The organism is Azospirillum ramasamyi, assembly GCF_003233655.1.
GTDB lineage: Bacteria > Pseudomonadota > Alphaproteobacteria > Azospirillales > Azospirillaceae > Azospirillum > Azospirillum ramasamyi.
The window spans coordinates 1,381,767-1,397,696 of record NZ_CP029829.1; the positions used below are offsets into that span (position 1 = coordinate 1,381,767).

Genomic DNA, 15,930 nt, shown 5'->3' on the forward strand with positions numbered 1-15,930 from the left:
GGCTCACTGCTGCAGGCGCTTCAGCGAATCCTCGACATACTGGTTGGTGTAGGTCTTGGACAGGTCGATGTTGGTCGACGCCACGGCCGGGTCGAAAGCCTTCAGCACCTTCAGCGCGGCATCGGCACCGGCCTGGGTGAAGCGGCCGTCCGGCGAATAGGTCGGCTTGGAATGCTCGAAGGCCTGGGCGTAGAGCGACTTGTTGCCCAGGAAATACTCCTCCGGCAGCACCTTCAGCACGTCGTCGGTGCTGGCCTTGTTCAGCCACAGCATGGTGCGGACGAAAACGTCGGTCAGCGCCTGCGTGGTCTTCGGATTCTCCTTGATGAAGTCGGGCTTCATGTAGAGCACCGCGGCGGGATAGGGACCGCCATAGACGTCCATGGTGCCCTTTTCCGTCCGGGTGTCCAGCAGGACGGTGATGTCGCCGTCGGCCTGCGCCTGGCTGATCACCGGGTCGAGGTTGACGATGGCGTCGATTTCCCCGCGCTTGATCGCGGCAATGGCGCTGGGACCGCCGCCGACGCCGATGACCGAGGCATCCTCAGGCTTCAAGCCCATGGAGGTCAGCACATGGTTCAGCATGAAGTTGGTGGAGGAGCCGGGGGCGGTCACGCCTACCTTCTTGCCCTTTAGGTCGTTCACCGACTTGATGGTGCCGGCCTTGTTGACGGAAGCCAGCACGATGCCGGGATAGCGGCCGAGCTGGGCCACCGCCACGATGGGCTGGCTCTTGGCCTGCATCTGGATGGTGTGGTCGTAGGCGCCGGTCACCACGTCTGCCGAGCCGCCGATCAGGGCCTGAAGGCTCTTGGCGCCGCCGCCGAAGTCGTTGATCTGGACGTTCAGGCCGGCATCCTTGAAGTATCCCAGCCGCTCGGCAAGCGTCAGCGGCAGGTAATAGAGCAGCGGCTTGCCGCCGACGGCGATCTTGATGTCGGTCTTCTCAAGATTCTGCTGGGCCGCGGCCAATCCGGCCGTTCCCAGGGTCAGGGCGACCGCGGCGGCGGCCATCAGCGATTTGAGCATCATTGTTTTCCTCCCCCAAATTGATATTTCCTAAGGAACTCAGTGCTGCCCGCCGTGATTGTCCTGCGGGCGCCAGTGCAGAAGCGGCTTCTCGATCATGGTGACGGCGGCATCGATGAGGACGACGAAGATCGTCAGCACCAGCATGCCGGAAAAGACGCCGACCGTGTCGAACACGCCTTCCGCCTGATGGATGCGGTAGCCGAGCCCGGCGGCGGAGCCCAGATATTCGCCCACCACCGCGCCGACCATGGCGAAGCCGACGGCGGTGTGCAGCGAGGAGAACACCCAGGACAGGGCCGATGGCAAATAGACATGCCGGAACAGGTCGCGGGAACTGGCGCCCAGCATGCGGGCATTGGCCAGCACCACCGGGCTGACCTCCTTCACGCCCTGATAGACGTTGAAGAAGACGATGAAGAAGACCAGCGTCACCCCCAGCGCCACCTTCGACCAGATGCCGAGCCCGAGCCACAGCGCGAAGATCGGCGCGAGAACCACGCGGGGCAGCGCGTTGATCGCCTTGATGTAGGGGTCGAAGACAAGGGAGACCAAAGGTGCGCGGGCGAACCAGAAGCCGAAGGCGATGCCGGCCACGGTTCCGATGACGAAGGCCAGCGCCGTCTCCAGCAGCGTGATGCCGAGATGGTACCAGATCACGCCCGAGGCGAAATCCGCCCAGGTGCGGGCCAGCACGGCCCCCGGCGTGCCGAAGAAGAAGGGGCTGAGTATTCCCGTCGCGGTCAGGACGTGCCAGATCAGGAAGAAGGAGATCAGGACGCCCAGCTGCATCAGCAGGATGACCGGACGGCTGGGCAGGCGCTTGGCATGGGATGTCATGATGTCGTCACCGCAGCTTGGTCTGGGCGTAGCCCTTCAGAACTTCGTCGCGCAGCTGGCCCCAGATCTCCTTGTGAAGGGCCAGGAACTGCGGCGTCATGCGGATTTCCGCCACGTCGCGCGGCCGTTCCAGGTCGATGCGGTACTCGCCGATCAGCCGGGCGCCCGGCCCGGCGGACAGCACCAGCACCCGGTCGGACATGGCGATCGCCTCCTCCAGGTCGTGGGTGATGAAGACCACCGACTTGCGGTCCGCCGCCCACAGGTCGAGCAGCTCGTTCTCCATCATCTGGCGGGTCTGGACATCGAGCGCCGAGAAGGGCTCGTCCATCAGGATGATCTTGGGATCGACGATCAGCGTCTGGGCCAGCGCCACGCGCTTGCGCATGCCGCCCGACAACTGGTGGGGGAAGCGGTCGCCGAACCCCTCCAGCCCGACGCGGGACAGCCAGGGCCGCGCTCGCTCGCGCGCCTCCGCCTTGGAGACGCCGCGGAACTCCAGCCCGGCGGCGACATTGTCCAGTGCCGATTTCCAGGGCATCAGCGCTTCGGCCTGGAACATGTAGCCGGCCTTGGGATTGATGCCGGTCACCGGCTGCCCGAAGGAGAGCGCGCGGCCCTCGCTGGGCTTCAGCAGCCCGGCGGCGACGTTCAGCATCGTCGACTTGCCGCTGCCGGTCGGGCCGACGATCGACACGAACTCCCCGTCCGCGACGGTGAAGCTGGCTCCTTGTACGGCGGTATAGGAACGTCCCCGGCCGTCGGGTGAGGGAAAGGTGCAGGTCACGCCGTCCAGTTGGAGGGCGGGTGCCGCGGCGGCCTCGGCCATGTCTGTGTGGTCCTTATTGTTCGGGCGGATCACTTTGGTTGGGAAACTATACTGTCCGAACAAAAGCATATCGGCAACCTCTTGAGATGGCCGATTAATCCGAAGCCGGGCATTCGGAAAACGCACCGCTTAAGGTGTCAAAGAAGGGACCGGGGGCGTTAACGGTTGCTGCGGCGGCGGCATGTCCCCCATCAATGTCATAGACCGAAAGCCAGTCCCCATCCTTTCGCGGAGCCGAGATGCCAACGCTGCCGAAACGTCCGATGATCGCGCTTGCCGCCCTGGCCGCCCTGCTCGCCGCGTGGCTCGGCTTCGCGGCATGGTACGATCACAGCCAGCGGGCAGGCGAACAGCCGGCGACCTACAGCGCGCTGATCGAGCGGGCCGGCCGTGGCGAGATCGACTCCCTGACCTTCTCGAACGGCGCCGGCCATGCGGTGGCGACCGACGGCAGCCGCTACCGCACCGTGATGCCGGTGACCGACGACCTTCTGAAGGAATTGCGCGCCCACAAGGTCGCCATCGCCTTCGACGAAGGGCCGGACGGGCTGATGGCGCAGACGGTTCAAGTTCTCGACCGCGCGGCGCCCTTCCTGGTCGTGGCCCTGCTGATCGGCGCGCTGCTGCTCAGCGGCGGCCAGTTCTTCGGCATGGGGCGCGCCACCCGCGTGCGCCCGGAGGACACCAAGACGGTCTTCGCCGATGTGGCGGGCGTGGACGAGGCCAAGGAGGAGCTGCGTGAGACGGTGCAGTTCCTGAAGGATCCGCGCCGCTTCGCCATGGCCGGCGCCCGCGTGCCCAAGGGCATCCTGCTGGTCGGGCCTCCCGGCACCGGCAAGACCATGCTGGCCAAGGCCGCGGCGGGAGAGGCCGGGGTTCCCTTCTTCGCCGCCTCGGGCTCCGACTTCGTCGAGATGTTCGTCGGGCTGGGCGCCGCGCGCGTCCGCAGCCTGTTCAAGACCGCTCGCGCCAGCGCCCCCTGCATCCTGTTCATCGACGAGATCGACGCGCTGGCCGGCAAGCGCGGCGAATCCAACAGCCATTCGGAACGCGAGCAGACGCTGAACCAGTTGCTGGTGGAGATGGACGGCATCGTCGAGGGCGGCGACGTGGTGGTGATCGCCGCCACCAACCGGTCGGAAATGCTGGACGCCGCGGTGCTCCGCCCCGGCCGCTTCGACCGTCATATCCATGTCAGCCTGCCCGACGTGGCGGGGCGCGAGGCCATCCTGGGCGTCCATGCCGGCCGTCTGAAGCTGGCCCCCGACGTCTGCGCCCGCACCGTGGCGCGCGGCACCCCCGGCTTCTCCGGCGCCGAGCTCGCCAATCTGACCAACGAGGCCGCCCTGTCGGCAGCGCGGCAGGGCCGTGTCGTCGTCACCATGGCGGATTACGAATCCGCCAAGGACCGCGTGCTGATGGGCACCGAGCGGCGCAGCCTCGCCCTGTCGGCGCACGAGCGGCGGCTGATCGCGGTGCATGAAGCGGGGCACGCGCTGGTGTCCCTGCGCTGCCCGCAGGCCGACCCGATCCACAAGGCCACCATCATCCCGCGCGGCGGCGCTCTGGGCATGGTCGTGCGGCTGCCGGAAGGCGACCGCGTCTCGGTCTCGCGTGCCAAGCTGATGGCGGACATCGCCGTCGCCATGGCCGGCCGGGCTGCCGAGGAGATCGTCTTCGGCCCCGATCACGTCACCACCGGTGCGGAGGCCGACTTCCGCGCCGCCACCGACCTCGCCCGCCGCATGGTCACGGCCTGGGGGATGAGCGAGGAGATCGGCTATGTCGCCCATGCCGCCGCCGAGCCGGGCGCGCGGTCCGAGCGCACCGCCTGGCGCATCGACGAGGAGATCCGCCGCATCACCGACGAAGGCATGGAGCATGCCCGCCGTCTGCTGCGCACCGACCGCGCCGCGCTGGACGGCATCGCACAGGCCCTGCTGGAGCGCGAAACCCTGACCGGCGGCGAGATCACCGAACTGGCCGACAGCCAGCAGGAGCGCGCCACGGAAGCGGCCTGAGACCAACGCAGCCCGGAAGCGGCGGGCCGACGATTTCGGCCCGCCTTTTTTGCGACCTGCATTTGCCGGCTGGAAATGTCCCGCAATGCCGCATCGGTGCATACGGGCGCAGATTGATTCGGGCCGGAATGGCGTAGCGGGCCCTCCTTCATGAATCACGCCATTCGCCTGCGGCCGGGCCAAAGTTTCATCCTGGGAACCGATAGTTGGCTGATCGGGTTTCCGCGTGCGGCGGACCGACGCAGCGGCCGCTCCCCAGCCGGGATACGGCCTTCGGGCCGCATGAAAGGCCTGGACCGCTTGCGCGAATGTGTTACAGAGATGTCACCTTTTGCGACAGGTTGTGACGTGTCATCTGGGACAGGTCGGAAACGGCTTCACAAGCCGCTTTGGAGGCCAACCAACTTTGGTTTAAGATTTTGGCATCCCAGGGTATGTTCTACCCGTTGAGGTGGTGTGCGCAGGCGCGGCAGCAAGGGAAGCTCGGCATGGCAGGTCCGACGATCGTCGTGGTCGAAGATGAGAGTTCGCTCCGGTCCGACATGATGGAATACCTGACGGGCTGCGGATTTCATGTGATCGGCGCACGCGACGGTGCGGAACTCGACCGTCTGCTCCAGTGCAACAACGCCTCCATCGTGATCCTGGATGTGAACCTGCCGGATGAGGACGGGTTCAAGATCGCGGCGCGTCTGCGCGATGGCCATGGCGCCGGCATCATCATGGTCACCGCCCGCAATTCCACCGTCGACCGCGTGGTTGGGCTGGAGATCGGCGCCGACGCCTATCTGGTGAAGCCGGTCGAACTGCGCGAACTGGAAGCGCAGGTGAAGTCGTTGCTGCGCCGGCTGAACGAGCGTGCCGCCGAGTCGACCATCCAGGCCACGGGCGCCGCCGCACCGGCCGACGCCATCCATGACGGCATCGACGAGGCGCGCTGGTCGCTGGACCCGACGGAATGGAGCCTGACCAACCCGGCCGGCATCCGCATCAGCCTGACCAGCATGGAAATGAAGCTGACCAGCCTGCTGGCCGCCCAGGCGCGCAAGCCGGCAACGCGCGATCAGATTTCCCAGGCCCTGTACAATCGCCGTTGGAACCCGGAAGACCGTTCCATCGACACCGTCGTCGGCCGGCTGCGCCACAAGGTGGAGGGCGCCATCGGCGGTCCTGCCCCGCTGAAGTCGGTGCATGGCGTCGGCTATGTCTTCTCCGCCCCGATCCGGGTGGTGGGCGCGGCACAAGCATAAGTGACATCAGCGGACATTGATGACCGCTGATGTCAGTCTCTACCGGCGTCCGACGCGGGAACGGCGGCGTGAAGCTGATCCCCTGGTCGGCACGCTGTCCACCGCGACCTGCTTGAAGCCGCCGATCGGCTGCGCCTCGCGCAGGCATTCCAATGCGGCTTTTGCCCCGCTGCCGCGCCGCTCAATCTCGTGGTTGGTGTCGCTCAACCGGGCCTGCAGGCCCGGCGCCTTCACACTGGCAATACGACCCGGAAAGTCGATCCCCTGCCCAGTTCGCTGTCCACCGCCACGGCACCGCCATGAAGCAGGACGATCTGCTGCACCGTGTGCAGTCCGATGCCGGTCCCCGGAATGCCCGAGGCGCCTGAACCGCGGAAGAAGCGGTCGAATAGGCGCGGTATCTCCCGATCCGGGATGCCGCGGCCCTGATCGGTCACCTTGATCACCGCCATGGCGCCGTCCGTATCGCCGTGCAACAGGATCGGGTCGCCCGACCCCGAATATTTGACCGCGTTGTTGACCAGATTGGTCAGAACCATCCCGATGAGATGGGCGTCGATTTCCACGCGACGCGGCAACCCATCCAACTCCATCCGGAATTCACGGTCAGGATAGGCGACGCGGAATGGGCCGACGACGCTGCGGATCAGTTCGGGGAGATCGATCTCCACGCGTTCGAGCACCAGCGCGTTGCTCTGCAGCCGTTCGTCGGTCAGATGGGCGTCGATCAGGCCGGTCAAGCGCTGGACGCTGCCGCGGATCACCGCCAGCCTTTCCAGCATCTCCGGCTCCACCTGCTCCGCCTTCATGGCGAGCAGTTGGGCCGCGCTGTCGATGATGGCGAGCGGGGTGCGGAACTCGTGGCTGACCATGCCAAGGAACTGGCGCTGGCGGTCGCGCGCCAGCAATTCGCACTCCAGCGCCCGCTCCACCCGTTCCTTGGCCAGGATCAGCGCCTTCTGGTTGGCGGCCAGTTCATTGGTGCGCTCGTCCACGCGCCGCTCGAGCGAGCGGTTCAGCGATACCAGCTCCTCATACAGGCAGACATTGTCAAAGCCGATCGCGACACGGTTGCAGAACAGTTCCAGCAGGCGGTGTTCGTCGGCGGTGTAGGGCTCCGCCCGCTCCAGCCGGAAGACGGTCACGCCATGCTCGCGCGTGCGGAAAACCAGGACACAACGGTCATCCCGGTACAGGTTGCGCTGGCTCCGCAGCGCATCCTCGACCTCCGCCGCGGCATCTGCGGGGAGAACCTCGGAAACGGGCATGCCGATGCTGCAGGCGAACTCCCCAAGCCCGGCCACCAGCGCGACCGGCCGGCTGCCGTCACCGCGCTCCAGCGGCCGGCAGGCAAGCACGGAGGGGGTGCCGCCCGGATCGACAAGGCGGGCAATCTGCTCCACCAGCTGTTCGACGAAGCTGCGCATCGACCGCATCTCGAACAAGGAGGCCGATGCACTGAGGATACGTTCCAGCCCCTGCCTGTTGCGTTCGATCGTCACGATGTCGCGCCACGCCCGCAACGCGCTGACCAGCGTGGTGAACAGGCGCTGCGCCGTCAGCTCGCTCTTGGCCTTGTAGTCGTTGATGTCGTAGCCGACGATGATGTCGCGCTCCGGCGCCTGCCCCGGCTGGCCGGTGCGCAGGATGATGCGCATGCGCTGGTTTCCCAACTCCTCCCGGATGTAGCGGACGAGCCGTAGGCCGGCATCCTCCGTCTCCATCACCACGTCCAGCAGGGCAACGGGAAGGTCCGGCCGCAGTTCCAGCACCGCCTTCGCTTCTTCCGCCGACAGGGCACTGACCACCTCGAAAGGACGGCCGTCGAAGTCGAAATCGCGCAGGAGCACTGCGGTCATGGCATGCACCTGCGGGTCGTCGTCCACCACCAGGACAGGCCAAGCCAGGCCGGACGGCCGTTGGGGACGTTCCGCCATGACGATCCCGTCCTCCGGACCGAACAGCAGCTCGTCGTCCAGTCCATCATCGGTACCCGTCATGTCCTGCCTCCCCGTAACCTTTGCCGGTTGGCCCCGGCCCTCCCGCCCGACCTGCCCGTATGACGTTCGGCTGGGATGGAAGCATTGTACGTCGCGGCTTCCAAGACCGATTCGGCTTCCTCCCCAGCATTCGTTTCAATTTGTCGCATATGACCGAAGATTGTCGCCGGCCGTCGATAATCGTCGGACAGCAGACACCACATCGACCGGAAGTAGAAACTTCCATAAGAAAAGGTTCAGTGTATTCACGACCAAGAGGCTTCCACTCGTTGGCATCAAGCCTTGGCGGTTCCCTTTCCATCGTGGTTCCGAATGGTTTGCCTTCCACGCCCAGGCCGTTGGAGGCCGCCGCAGGCCCTCCCCAAGCCGCCAACCGACCATAACGAGATAATCATACAGATGAAATCACTTATTGGTTGTAGGATGACGGAAGCGGGACATTGCGCTATGCTTGAGCGTAGCCTTCGCCCTCCATGAACGGAACGTCACGTCCAGATGACCCCTGCCGGCTTCGAACAGGATGCACGTGCCGCCGTGACTCCGACGTCCACGCAAGGGACGGATGCCGTTCGATTGGGACGCAAGGCCGCCTCGCCGGCGGTCCTGGCGCTGCTGGCTGTCTCCCTTGCCCTGACAGCCGCCATGCTGGCGATCGCCGCCTACCAATACCGCAGCCAGGTGATGGAGGAGGCGGAAAGCCGCAGCGCCGCGATCGCCAGCGTGCTGGAAGAACATGCGGCAAAGACTCTCGGCATCCATGCCATGACGTTGTTCCATCTGGAATGGATGGTCGACGATCAGGGATGGGAGCGGATAGAAAACTCCCCTCTGCTGCATGAACGTCTGAAGACGCTGGCCTTGCAGACACCGGAGGTTCAGTCCTACTGGATTACCGACGAAACGGGACGTGTCCGCGCCAGCAGCTTCGAATGGCCGATCCGCGAGCTGAGCGTCGCCGACCGCGAGTATTTCCGCGCCCATCTTGCTGCTAGCGACGCCATCCATGTCAGTCCGCGGCTGAGCGGCAAGATCAAGTCGGAGATCTTCTTCACCCTCAGCCGCCGGATGGAACTGCCCGGCAACCGGTTCCAGGGCGTGGTGCTGCTTTCTCTTCTGCCGGCCTATTTCGACGATTTCTACCGGTCCGTGCTGCATGATCCACGCGACGTCATCCTGCTTCTGCGCGAGGATGGCCAAGCGATCGTCCGGAAACCTCTGGACAGCGCCCCGGACCGTGCCGACATCGGCAAGTTTCCGGAGCTGATCACCACGCCCGATGTGGACGGCACTTTCCGCGCCGTGACCTCCTTCGACGGGGTGGAACGGGTGCTGGCCCGCCGCAAGGTGCCGAATCTCCCGATGTATGTGGTCTATGGCACCGATATCGCCTCCATCGAAGCGGCCTGGCGCAACCGGATGGAGCCTTATGCCCTGTTCGCCATTCCGTCGATCGGATTGCTCGGACTGCTCGGCGTCATCGCCCTGCGCCGGTCGCGGCAGGCTGCCGACGCGCAGGAAGCGCTGAGCCGCGCCAACGAAGCGCTGGAGAGCCGCATCGCCGAGCGTACCCGCCACCTGGACCAGGCGCTGTCCGACAAGGAGGTGCTGCTGCGCGACATCCATCACCGGGTGAAGAACAACCTGCAGGTCATTCTCAGCCTGCTGGAATTGCAGGCCCAGCGCTCACCGGAACTGGAGGCGCCGTTCAGCGAAGCGCTGAGCCGTATCAACACGATGGGACTGATCCATGAGCAGATTTACCGCTCGACCGGAATCTCCTCGGTCCAACTCGACAGTTTCATCGAGGCGCTGGTCGGCCATCTCAGCAGCTTCCACAGGCGCCCGGGCCGGGAGATCGCCATCCATCACGACGTGGAAGCGGTTTCCATCGACTTGAACAGGGTGGTTCCCTTCACCCTGATCCTGAACGAGGTGCTGTCGAACGCCTTCAAGCACGCCTTCGCGGATCGCTGCTCCGGCACGATCACCATCAGCCTCAGGGCGGAAAACGGCATGCTGTATCTGACGGTGACGGACGACGGCACAGGCACCCCCGAAACGGAGCCGGCGGCCGAGCCGGGACGGCGCTCCATGGGCATGGATCTGATCCGCGCCTTCGCCCGCCAAATCCATGGCGAATACCACTACACCCGCACGGGCGGCACGCGCTTCGACCTGATCTTTCCGCAGGAGGACGAGGCATCCTAAAGTGCGATCGGTTCGAGCGGAAACGCTTGAACCGATCACATGGAAAATCCAGACATTATTGGTGCGGTTCAGCGCTTGCCGCGTTTGGCCGCCGCGGTTGCCACGCCGTTGATCGGATCGTCGGACTTCGGCAGTTTTTCCGCGATTCCGAAGGCAAGTTCCCTGCGGCGCAGTTCCGCCAGGAGTTCGTCGGGCGCGATGTCCAGATCCGCCAACAGGACGACCAGATTGTAGAGTAGGTCGGCACCCTCCATCACCAGCGCGGCGCGGTCGCCGCGCATGGCCTCGATCGCCACCTCGATCGCTTCCTCTCCCACCTTGCGCGCCATGCGGGCACGCCCCTGCGCCAGCAGCTTTGCCGTGCGTGAGGCTTCGGGTGCTGCGGAGGGTTCACGCCGCAGGGTTTGCACGGCTTCGTACAGGCTGCGGAGCGGATCGGGACCGATGTACTGAACCATGGGCTTGAAGTCGTTTTTTCAGCCTGGACTGTCAAGACATTGGTTGGTTGTCCGAACATTTCAGCCGCGCTGTGGGAGCACCACCGACGGGCCGATCGCCGGATAAATGTTCGATTTGCTGATTAGTTATTCCTTCAATGATCCGTCGAAGAAAATCTCGGGTCAGCTGTAATTTTTGCAGCATCCAGCAATGCAGAGGAAGCGTATTTGGCATTGGGTATACCAGTATATAGTCTTCCCATCAGCTTGATGGAGACCGACGATGACCACCGCCACTTTCCAGCCCGGCACCGATCACCACGTTTCGACCGATGCCCTGCACGCCGTCGCCGAATTCCCGGTGGCCTGGTTCGAAGCCACCCCCGCTTATCTGGTTCTGCGTCCGGTCGCGGCCTTTCTGCGCGAATGGCTCGCCGCCACTCCTGCCGGCATCGTCTTCGGCCTGCTGAAGCGCTGATCCCGCCGCCGACCTCCCCCTTCTTGAACGGAGACCATCATGAGCAGCCTCAGCCTTCATCACGGTGATCACGACATCCATGGCGACAGCCTGTCGCTGCATCCGGTCCGCGATTTCGTCGCAGACTGGCTGGAAGCCACCCCGGCGGCCATCATGATGCGTCCGGTCGGCGCCTTCCTGGCGGACTGGGTCAAGGCGACCCCGCTGGCGATCCTGTACCGCACGCTGCAGCGCTGACGTCGGCGCAGCACGTCGTCCCGATCCGAAAGGCGACCGCGGCACGGCCCGTTCACACGGGCCGCCGCGGCCTTTTCGTTTTTGGGCCTGTCCATTTTCGGGATCGGGCCGCAACCGGATGAGTTCCGTCTTCGGCGCGTCACACGCCGCCGCGGACTTCCTCGACCAGCAATTCCAGCTTCGGCAGGTCGCGCACCACCAGTGCGTCGGAGCGCCGTTCCAGAACACCGTCACGGGTCAGATCGCTGAGCACGCGGGCAACCGTCTCGCGGGTCGTGCTGACGCGGGCGGCGATGTCGGAATGAACCGGAATTGGGGCGATGATCGCCGAGGCGCCCCGCCGCGTTCCCCGTTTGGCGAGGCGCAGCAACTCGGCATGGATGCGGTTGTTGGCTCCCAGCGTCGACAGTTCCATGATGCGGTCGGTGGCGCTGCGCAGCTTGTCGCACAGCCGCAGCATCATCGCCATCGCCAGCTCGGGATGGGCAGCCACCAACTGCTGGAACGGCCGGGGCGGCAGGAAGGCGATCAAGGCCCCTTCCCCCAGCGCCACGACCGAGGCGGAACGCGGCCGGCCGTCCAGCGCCGACATCTCCCCGACCAACTCCCCGCTTTCGATGTCGCTGAAGCTGACCTCGCGCCCGCCGGCGGAGTGGCTGACCACACGCACCCGCCCCTCGACGATGAAGGCGACGTCACGGGTTTCCGCCCAATGGTCGATCAACTGCTCGTCCGGGGCGAAGCGGCGCCAGCGGCATTGCCGCGCCACGCCCGACCGCTGCTCTACCGTCAGCGGTTGCAACAGAACGATGCGGTCCAGCCCGCCTTGCGGCGCTTCGGGCATGACCTCCAAATTCGGCAACTCGGCTTTTGACACGGGACTGTTTCGGCCTCCGGCCCGGATTGCTTGTTGCGCGAAAGGATAGCGCGCCACGCGCAAAGGGGGAAGGCGTTGTGACCAATGGGGGGGTGTCAACCCTCCGTTAACGCTGAACGGGCAGAAGGGACTTCAGATCCCGCCGACCACTCCCCCTGCGCCCTCTCTCCTGCTGCCCGGAGCGTCGATCATGCCCACCCTGTTCCCCGTGCCCACCGCCCGCCGCGTCGACTCCCGGCGGCTGCTCGCGGTCGCCCTGATCCCCTTCGCCGCGTCCATCGCCATGGCGAGCACGGTCGCCGCCACCGGCTTCACCGCCAGCCCGCTGGGTGAATCGACCAGCACGCTCGGCTTCCTTCTGGACTTCACCACATTCTGCTATCTGGCCGTCGCCATGGCCCACCTGTCGGGAGCGATCGCCGACCGCACCTGCGGCGGGATGGCCGCCGGTCTGTCGATGGACGAGTTCGACGCGCCGGAGCCGATCTCGGGCGAAGAGTTCTGGCAGGCCTTCCCCAACCATGTCGACGGCGCCGCCATCGCCGGAGCCGTCACCATGCTGTGCGTGATCGCCGGATCGCTCGTCGGCTGAACCGTCCGCTCCACACGACAGTTGAGAGCGGGGCGCGCTTGCCCCACTATGGCGCGGGCAGACGACAGGCGGATGGACGGGCGTGAGCGGAGATCCGAACGAGCCGAAGAAGGCGCAGGACAATGAGCATCCGGCGGAGCCGGCGCGGCACCGCCGCGAGGGCATCGGCCTCATGGGACGCCTGCGCGCCTATTTCCTGGCGGGCATCCTGGTCACCGCCCCGATCGCCATCACCGCCTATATCGCCTGGTGGTTCGTTTCGCTGATCGACGGCCATATACGGCCTCTGATTCCCAGCGCCTACAACCCCGACAATTACCTGCCCTTCTCGATCCCCGGCATCGGCGTGCTGGTGGTGATCGTCGTCGTCACGCTGATCGGCGCCTTCGCCGCCGGCTATGTCGGCAGGCTGGTTCTGGGCGTCAGCGAAGGGGTGGTCGGGCGCATGCCGGTCGTCCGCTCCGTGTATGGCGCGGTGAAGCAGATCTTCGAGACCGTGCTGGCCAAGAAATCCAACGCCTTCCGTGAAGTGGTGATGATCCAGTACCCCCGCCCCGGCGTGTGGTCGCTGGGCTTCATCACCGGCAGCGCCCATCCGGAGGTGCAGTTGCAGTTGGCCGGACAGGGCGAGGACATCGTCAACGTCTTCATTCCCTGCGCGCCGCCCACCGCCGGCTATCTGGCGATGGTGCCGCGGCGCGAGGTGACCGCGCTGAACATGTCGGTGGAAGACGGGCTGAAGCTGGTGATGTCCGGCGGCATCGTCGTCCCGCCCGACCGCCGCCCGACCCTGGTGGGCCGACCAGCCGACCATGACCGGGATGAGGACGACGACCGGAATCAGCCCGACCGCAAGGTCTTGGCCGCGGCGTCGCGTTCGAAGAGGTAGAGCAGGGTCCGCAGCGCCTGCCCGCGCGGGCTGGCGAGGTCCGGATCACGCTCCACCACCAAACGGGCGTCGTCGCGCGCCACCGCCAGCAGATCGCCATGCACCGCCAGATCGGCCAGCCGGAAGCCCGGAAGGCCGGATTGGCGCGTGCCCAGCACCTCGCCGGCACCGCGCAGACGCAAATCCTCCTCGGCGATGACGAAGCCGTCCTCGGTGTCCCGCAGGGTCTTCAGCCGCGCCCGCGCCGTCTCCGTCAGGTTCGCATCGAACAGCAGAAGGCAGCTCGACGGCTTCTCGCCGCGCCCGACCCGGCCGCGCAGCTGGTGGAGCTGGGCGAGCCCGAAGCGCTCGGCATGCTCGATCACCATCACGGTCGCCTCCGGCACGTTCACGCCCACCTCGATCACCGTGGTGGCGACCAGCACGTCGAGGCTGCCGGCGGCGAAGGCGGCCATCACCGCGTCCTTGTCCGGTCCGCGCATCTTGCCATGCACCAGCCCAACCCGGTCCCCGAAGGTGGCGCGCAGGAAAGCGTGGCGTTCGGTGGCGGCGGCGAGATCGCTCTGTTCCGATTCGTCGACCAGCGGGCAGACCCAATAGACCCTGGCCCCCTCGGACACCTTGCGCTGAATGCCGTTGACCACCTCCTCAAGCCGGTCGAGCGCGATGGTGACGGTCTGCACCGGCTTGCGGCCGGCCGGCTTCTCGGTCAGGCGCGACACGTCCATGTCGCCATAGGCGGTCAGCGTCAGCGTGCGCGGGATCGGCGTCGCCGTCATCACCAGCACGTCGACCGCCCGGCCCTTGGCCGACAGCTGCAGGCGCTGATGGACGCCGAACCGGTGCTGTTCGTCGATGACCGCCAGCGCCAGATCCTTGAAGGCGACATCCTCCTGGAACAGGGCATGGGTTCCGACCAGCAGGGGCAGTTCGCCCGATGCCAGCCGGTCGAGCACCGCCTGACGCGCCTTGCCCTTGTCGCGCCCGGTCAGCAGCCCGATCTCCACCCCCGCCGCCTTGCACAAAGGCGCAAGGCTCTCGGCATGCTGGCGGGCGAGAATCTCGGTCGGCGCCATCAGGGCGGCCTGGGCACCGGCCTCCACAGCGTTGAGCATCGCCATCAGCGCGACGACGGTCTTGCCGCTGCCGACGTCGCCCTGCAGCAGCCGCAGCATGCGCCGCTCCGCGGCCATGTCGGCATAGATGTCCTCCAGCGATGCCGCCTGCGATCCCGTCAGCGAGAATGGAAGCGCCGCCAGCGCGGCACGACGCAGGCCGCCGTCGCCCTGCGTCACCCGCCCAGCCAACCGCCGCTGGCTGGCCCGCACCAGCATCAGCGCCAACTGGTTCGCCAGCAGTTCGTCATAGGCGAGGCGGCAGCGGATCGGAGCGGTGGCGGCAAGGTCGCCCTCGTCCTCCGGCGTGTGGGCGCGGGTCAATGCCTCGGCCCAGCCCGGCCACTGCCGACGGGCCAGCCAAGCCGGATCCTGCCATTCGTCCAGCTGGGGAATATCGCCGAGAGCGGCGCGCACCGCCTTGCGCAGGGTCTTCGCCGGCAGGCCGGCGGTCATGGGATAGACCGGCTCCACCAGTTCCAGGTCTTCCTTCGAATCGACCGGGACCACGGCATCGGGGTGGGTTATCTGGGCAGTGTCGTTGAACCACTCCACCTTGCCGGAAACCACCATGGTGGTTCCCGCCGGAATCTGCTTCGACAGCCAATCGCCGCGGACGTGGAAATACACCAGTTCCAGAACGCCGGTCTCGTCGGTGCAGCGGATCTTGTAGGGGTGGCGCGGGTTGACCGGCGGCGCGTGCGAATCGATGCGCACCGTCAGGGTGGCGATGCGGCCGTGCGGCGCCTGCGCGATCTTCGGCGAGAAGCGTCGGTCGACCACCCCGCAGGGCAGATGCCAGAGCAGATCGACCACATGGGCGCCGGCCAGCTTCTCCACCAGCTTGCCCAGACGGGGGCCGAGGCCGGGGAGTGCCGTGACCGGTTTGAACAGGGGAAACAGGATGGCGGGACGCACGGGCGGGACGCTATCGGGAAAGCCTTGGACGGCCTTCAGAAAGCCGCTTGAGCGCGGCGGCGTCAAGGCCGCTGGACGCAATCGGAGGAAAGGAGAACAGGGGAAGGAAGGAACGGCGGAGCACACCCAGGTCCGGGGCCTGCGGTGGGGGGCAACGTCGGCCTGAAAAATTGGCCCTGGACGCGCTCCGCCGAAAGGTACCGTCCAGCG

15 protein-coding genes are annotated in these 15,930 nt (G+C 66.1%); 7 read left to right on the forward strand and 8 right to left on the reverse strand.

Going from position 1 to position 15,930, the window contains the following annotated elements; translation table 11 throughout:
• Positions 1-3 precede the first annotated feature (3 nt).
• From DM194_RS06390 to DM194_RS06400, 3 genes are read right to left on the reverse strand one after another with little or no spacing between them, the layout of a single operon-like run.
• Positions 4-1,032: an ABC transporter substrate-binding protein gene (locus DM194_RS06390; RefSeq protein WP_111066456.1), complete on the reverse strand. Its 1,029-nt coding sequence runs from the start codon at positions 1,030-1,032 to the stop codon at positions 4-6.
• A 36-nt stretch (positions 1,033-1,068) separates the two neighbouring features.
• Positions 1,069-1,869, reverse strand: coding sequence for an ABC transporter permease (locus tag DM194_RS06395; RefSeq protein ID WP_111066457.1), 801 nt, complete (start codon positions 1,867-1,869; stop codon positions 1,069-1,071).
• Positions 1,870-1,876: 7 nt separating this feature from the next.
• Complete coding sequence (locus tag DM194_RS06400) at positions 1,877-2,698, reverse strand: ABC transporter ATP-binding protein (RefSeq protein WP_111066458.1); 822 nt, start codon at positions 2,696-2,698, stop codon at positions 1,877-1,879.
• A gap of 263 nt (positions 2,699-2,961) precedes the next feature.
• On the opposite strand from DM194_RS06400, the gene ftsH reads away from it, so the two are divergent.
• Entirely contained in the window at positions 2,962-4,719 is a 1,758-nt protein-coding gene (gene ftsH, locus DM194_RS06405) for an ATP-dependent zinc metalloprotease FtsH (protein WP_281280276.1), read from the forward strand.
• A 488-nt stretch (positions 4,720-5,207) separates the two neighbouring features.
• Positions 5,208-5,969, forward strand: a complete 762-nt coding sequence (locus DM194_RS06410; RefSeq protein ID WP_111066460.1) for a response regulator transcription factor — start codon at positions 5,208-5,210, stop codon at positions 5,967-5,969.
• Between the two features lie 39 nt (positions 5,970-6,008).
• Here DM194_RS06410 and DM194_RS06415 read toward each other — a convergent pair whose 3' ends face one another.
• Together DM194_RS06415 and DM194_RS06420 are read right to left on the reverse strand one after the other, a co-directional pair.
• The gene (locus DM194_RS06415) at positions 6,009-6,176 is read right to left on the reverse strand and encodes a hypothetical protein (RefSeq protein ID WP_162629939.1); all 168 of its coding nucleotides are present in this window, start codon (positions 6,174-6,176) and stop codon (positions 6,009-6,011) included.
• Positions 6,177-6,199: 23 nt separating this feature from the next.
• On the reverse strand, positions 6,200-7,969 hold the full coding sequence (locus DM194_RS06420) for an ATP-binding response regulator (protein ID WP_111066462.1): 1,770 nt from the start codon (positions 7,967-7,969) through the stop codon (positions 6,200-6,202).
• A 573-nt stretch (positions 7,970-8,542) separates the two neighbouring features.
• On the opposite strand from DM194_RS06420, the gene DM194_RS06425 reads away from it, so the two are divergent.
• Positions 8,543-10,177, forward strand: a complete 1,635-nt coding sequence (locus tag DM194_RS06425) for a sensor histidine kinase (RefSeq protein WP_246024121.1) — start codon at positions 8,543-8,545, stop codon at positions 10,175-10,177.
• Between the two features lie 68 nt (positions 10,178-10,245).
• On the opposite strand, the gene hisE is transcribed toward DM194_RS06425, so the two are convergent.
• Positions 10,246-10,635 carry a phosphoribosyl-ATP diphosphatase gene (gene hisE / locus DM194_RS06430; RefSeq protein WP_111066464.1) on the reverse strand — a complete coding sequence of 130 codons (390 nt, stop codon included), beginning with the start codon at positions 10,633-10,635 and terminating at the stop codon, positions 10,246-10,248.
• A gap of 262 nt (positions 10,636-10,897) precedes the next feature.
• Between hisE and DM194_RS06435 the strand changes: the two genes are divergently transcribed.
• Positions 10,898-11,092 carry a hypothetical protein gene (locus tag DM194_RS06435; RefSeq protein ID WP_111066465.1) on the forward strand — a complete coding sequence of 65 codons (195 nt, stop codon included), beginning with the start codon at positions 10,898-10,900 and terminating at the stop codon, positions 11,090-11,092.
• Between the two features lie 39 nt (positions 11,093-11,131).
• Positions 11,132-11,329 (forward strand): hypothetical protein, encoded by a 198-nt coding sequence (locus DM194_RS06440; RefSeq protein ID WP_111066466.1) that lies wholly within the window; start codon positions 11,132-11,134, stop codon positions 11,327-11,329.
• Positions 11,330-11,468: 139 nt separating this feature from the next.
• On the opposite strand, the gene DM194_RS06445 is transcribed toward DM194_RS06440, so the two are convergent.
• Positions 11,469-12,173, reverse strand: a complete 705-nt coding sequence (locus DM194_RS06445) for a Crp/Fnr family transcriptional regulator (RefSeq protein WP_111067798.1) — start codon at positions 12,171-12,173, stop codon at positions 11,469-11,471.
• A 223-nt stretch (positions 12,174-12,396) separates the two neighbouring features.
• Here DM194_RS06445 and DM194_RS06450 point away from each other — a divergent pair, with 223 nt between their 5' ends.
• Entirely contained in the window at positions 12,397-12,798 is a 402-nt protein-coding gene (locus DM194_RS06450) for a hypothetical protein (RefSeq protein ID WP_111066467.1), read from the forward strand.
• Between the two features lie 82 nt (positions 12,799-12,880).
• The gene (locus DM194_RS06455) at positions 12,881-13,687 is read left to right on the forward strand and encodes a DUF502 domain-containing protein (protein WP_111066468.1); all 807 of its coding nucleotides are present in this window, start codon (positions 12,881-12,883) and stop codon (positions 13,685-13,687) included.
• Here DM194_RS06455 and recG read toward each other — a convergent pair.
• Positions 13,639-15,720 carry an ATP-dependent DNA helicase RecG gene (gene recG, locus DM194_RS06460; RefSeq protein WP_111066469.1) on the reverse strand — a complete coding sequence of 694 codons (2,082 nt, stop codon included), beginning with the start codon at positions 15,718-15,720 and terminating at the stop codon, positions 13,639-13,641. The two genes, DM194_RS06455 and recG, sit on opposite strands and share 49 nt — an antisense overlap.
• Positions 15,721-15,930 lie beyond the last annotated feature (210 nt).

What these genes read in the sequence shown, in the direction of transcription:
- DM194_RS06390 (WP_111066456.1), bottom strand. Translation starts at nt 1,032, where the DNA reads ATGATGCTCAAATCGCTGATGGCCGCCGCCGCGGTCGCCCTGACCCTG.
- DM194_RS06395 (WP_111066457.1), bottom strand. Translation starts at nt 1,869, where the DNA reads ATGACATCCCATGCCAAGCGCCTGCCCAGCCGTCCGGTCATCCTGCTG.
- DM194_RS06400 (WP_111066458.1), bottom strand. Translation starts at nt 2,698, where the DNA reads ATGGCCGAGGCCGCCGCGGCACCCGCCCTCCAACTGGACGGCGTGACC.
- ftsH (WP_281280276.1), top strand. Translation starts at nt 2,962, where the DNA reads ATGATCGCGCTTGCCGCCCTGGCCGCCCTGCTCGCCGCGTGGCTCGGC.
- DM194_RS06410 (WP_111066460.1), top strand. Translation starts at nt 5,208, where the DNA reads ATGGCAGGTCCGACGATCGTCGTGGTCGAAGATGAGAGTTCGCTCCGG.
- DM194_RS06420 (WP_111066462.1), bottom strand. Translation starts at nt 7,969, where the DNA reads ATGACGGGTACCGATGATGGACTGGACGACGAGCTGCTGTTCGGTCCG.
- hisE (WP_111066464.1), bottom strand. Translation starts at nt 10,635, where the DNA reads ATGGTTCAGTACATCGGTCCCGATCCGCTCCGCAGCCTGTACGAAGCC.
- DM194_RS06435 (WP_111066465.1), top strand. Translation starts at nt 10,898, where the DNA reads ATGACCACCGCCACTTTCCAGCCCGGCACCGATCACCACGTTTCGACC.
- DM194_RS06440 (WP_111066466.1), top strand. Translation starts at nt 11,132, where the DNA reads ATGAGCAGCCTCAGCCTTCATCACGGTGATCACGACATCCATGGCGAC.
- DM194_RS06445 (WP_111067798.1), bottom strand. Translation starts at nt 12,173, where the DNA reads ATGCCCGAAGCGCCGCAAGGCGGGCTGGACCGCATCGTTCTGTTGCAA.
- DM194_RS06450 (WP_111066467.1), top strand. Translation starts at nt 12,397, where the DNA reads ATGCCCACCCTGTTCCCCGTGCCCACCGCCCGCCGCGTCGACTCCCGG.